Below are 3625 nucleotides of genomic sequence, written 5' to 3'. Positions count from 1 at the left end.
TAAATTCTATTTTGTACTTCACGTCATTATTTCCTTGTGTAGAGAAGCTGAGGTAATCCAATCGATAACGAATTACCGGGAAACGCTGGAAACGTTTGGTCAGTGCTTCCCGTTGTTGTATCGTTAAGGGTTTGGCTATACCAGCGTCATCAATGGAGTAAAGCATATCAAGAGCCTTGTCAGTCTCTTTAGCTTTTAGAAGATCCATACACTGTGTACATAATGTAAGAACAGCGCTTGAGTCTGCAGCAGTCAAAGTAGCTACAAACTCGTCTTCTGCCTCTTTCTGTGTCTTCATCTTCTCTTCGTGTCCTTTTGTTGAACATGCTCCGAGTAGAAAGCCTGCTGAGAGAAAAAGCATAAAAAGGATTTGTTTATTCTTCATTGTCGATATATTTATTAATCATGCATTGTTAAAGAAAAAGGTGCGTCACCTTATTATGACGCACCTTTATTATATTACCGCATTTTAGGATGCGATGAGTTCTTTACAAAATTATCTGTTGGCAATAGTACCATCAACAGCAATGGCAACTTTAGCACTTACTGTACCCCATGTGTATGTGACCTTTACAGGAACCATGATGGTGAAGTCTTTAGTGTTACCCATATTGTTCTTGTAGTTCAATACTACAGAGTTCAACTTGCTGATGTTGGTAGTTTTGATGTCAATCGGGTTAGAAATTGCAGTACCACCTACTTTATCAAGGATTGTCAGCTTGATAACGTCCTTGTTGATAGGCTTCTGTTCACCGATAACATTAACGTCACAAGTTGCATTGTCAATATCCAAAGTTATTGCGCTGATACCGTAGTATTTGTACAAGTTAACGTTGTTTTCTTTAGCAGCTTCATATACTTTGTCTTTATCATTGTATACGATAACCGGTTTGTCGCGCCAGTCGTTGGCCTTGAACAAGTTACCAAGTAATACGGAAGAACCGTTAGCCTCTGCATCCAAGAACTTGGCTTTGTCGTTGCTTTCAATATCCAGCGGACGCAAGAAGCGAGCGTTGAAGTTGTAAGCGGGAGCCAGTTCAATTTCGCAGTCACCATAAACAGCGGATACCTCGATGATGGCAAACTGTTGGTTAGGCTTGTTTTCGTTATGACCGAAAAGGTTCAAGAATACTTTTGCTTCATCGTTGTTTGCATAAGTAATTGTCTTGGCTGTCTTATCAAGAGTTGCGATGAGAGAAGCGGTTGCTCTCTTTTCACCCCAGTATAACTTAGTGCTGCTCTTGCTCTTGTCAGCTTCAACTGTACTTACAAACAACTTCTTTCCACCTATAGTCAGACCATCGTTCTTAGCAGAGAACAAGTAGCTGTACTTGATTTCCATACCTTTGTCTTTGTTGTTCCAGATTTCACCATAAACCGGCTTGGAAGCTTCTGATACAATGAATTCGATGCCTGATTTTTCAACTTCTTTTCCAGCTTCTGTTACGTAGTGATAGAAGTAGTCATCAAGATTCTTCACATAATTTGCTACATTGTTTGCTGCATCCGGAGCAGGAACATTGGTACGTACAGTATCTCTGTCAGCCAAAGCTGTTTCAGCAGGATACCAGAACGCATCACGTTTGTTACCATAACTTGCAGTAGTCGGCAATTCTGCTATGGAAATCTTGATACCTACGTAAATAGCGTAAGTTGTTCCACCTGCTACAGGTTTGTACTTGCCATAAAGTGTCAAGGCGCGATCTTTGTAATCCTTGATGAGCTGGTCTCTTTGAGTCTTATTGCTAGTCCAGTTCAGGATAGCATTTGTACTAGTGTTACCGTCAGGAGTTTCAGTAACTACACCGTAAGTATTGTCTGCTGCAAATTTATTAGCAGCTGTTACTTGAATGAAGCCACCCTTACCGTCTGCTACATAAGTTTCGTCTTTTACAAATGTATAACCCTTTGTGAATTCTTCCTTGGTCATACCCAGTTCTTCAAGAATCTTACCGGACATGTCTTTCCAAGTGATGGATACAGTTTGTTCACCACACAAGTACGGCAACTGCGGAGTGCTCTTGTCAATAACAATTGCATCAGGAGTAGCGGCTTTTTCAGTGATTTCCAACTTGATGTAACCTGCTAATACTACATTATTTGTTGCATCAACCAGTTTAACCAATACTGCCGGACGACGACCGATAGCACTTCTGCCAATCTTTTCTGTGCTTCCTTCAGGAATAACCACACTTTCTTCTTTGTCGTTTACATAGCAAGGAGTGAAAGTACCGTCTTCTTCCAATTGAGAGTAAGCATTTTCCTCTGTATCATTGTCACCGCTGATATAGTGAACAGCTTCAAACTTGAGAGTCAGATTATATAGCTGGGCAGCTTCAGCAAGACTCATGCTTTTGTGAGTGGTTGCAGTAATTTTCTCTCCAAAGTTTTCTACATGATGGATACACAGTAAATCTGCCAATTCAATAGAACCACCATTGTATTGTGCAGGAACAGTATATACGTTTTCGATAGCTTCCTTAGCTGTCTTATACAGTTCAGGTTTACAAGTGTTTTTTGTTACGATTTTGCTGTCATCGGTATACGCAATGGCTTTAAAACCTTGAATCATCGGCATGATGGCTGCATAGTCAGAAGTAACTGTAGACTTTTCTTCACCTTCTTTTTCGCCATTAACCAATGTTGCTTCCAGAGCTGCGATAGAAATATAGTTGTTTTCACCGGGAGTGCTCAAATTGCCCTTCTTCAAATCCTCTACAGAGAGTTTGTATGTAGCATACATTCTTTCGCCGTCAATGGTCTTACCTGCGTTTTGGAAGATAGGGGTTACCACAGCAGGAGCAGCTTTTGTAGTTACATATTCCGGAGTAGCTGCCAAGAATTTCCACTCAATATCTTTCAGCTTGGCATTCAGCGGGTTCAAGTGATAGTACATTGCGCTGGTTGAAGGCATCCAATAAGTTTTCTTAGTGGCATCTTTCAAAGTAATCCAATTGGTAGCACTTGTACCTTTCTTGATTACATAAGCTACATTGTGGTCATCTTTACTTTCTATTGCGTTCTTTTCAGCTTCGATGAAATCACCGTTGGCATATTTGTATTTAGTAGCTTCTACTCCGTCTTCATACAAATCAGGAATGAATACCAATGCTTTCAACTTAGTAGTCAGAGAAATAGTCTTTTCAACCAATTTGCCGTTCTCATCCTTCATGTTACCAAGAGTCAGAGTCTCATCCTTTGTATTCCAAACAGCCGAAAGTGTTCCTTCCGGTAACCATTTCGTAGTTTGTACTTCATACAAAGGATCTTTACCCTTTTCTTCTGTTACTTTCACCCAGTAGCCAGCTTCTGCTTGGCCATGCAACTTACCAGTTTCTTCAGTACCTGGGTAGTAATAGATAGTTTTAGCGTCTTGACCAGCGCTACCGTTGCCCGGTTCAGTTTGTACATTGTCTTTAGCCCACCAATAGTCACCGTTAGCGTCTTTTACAATACTCCAAACGGGAGCGTTTGTGCCGTTTGTTCCGTTCTTGATAGGATAAGATTCGCCATTGCTTAATTTGATGACAATGCCATCTTCTGTTTTGTCAACGCCGGTAATGACCGATCCAGCGTCAATCTTAGCTTGAAGGTCACTTACCAGCTTTTCTACTGCTGATACGCG

At 40.9% G+C, this 3625-nt stretch carries 2 protein-coding genes; both read right to left on the bottom strand.

Annotated elements, in window-relative coordinates; genetic code table 11:
• Positions 1 to 385 (bottom strand): hypothetical protein (locus BHV72_RS06960; RefSeq protein WP_286855446.1); only part of this gene is annotated, 385 nt, incomplete at its 3' end.
• Between the two features lie 111 nt (positions 386 to 496).
• The coding region (locus BHV72_RS06955; protein WP_286855445.1) for a PL29 family lyase N-terminal domain-containing protein at positions 497 to 3625 on the bottom strand (3129 nt) is incomplete at its 5' end.

Origin of the sequence: Bacteroides sp. 43_46, from assembly GCF_001915455.1 — a bacterium.
GTDB lineage: Bacteria > Bacteroidota > Bacteroidia > Bacteroidales > Bacteroidaceae > Bacteroides > Bacteroides caccae.
Note: the sequence above shows the minus strand (reverse complement) of the source record. Positions and strands in the feature narration are given on the sequence as shown.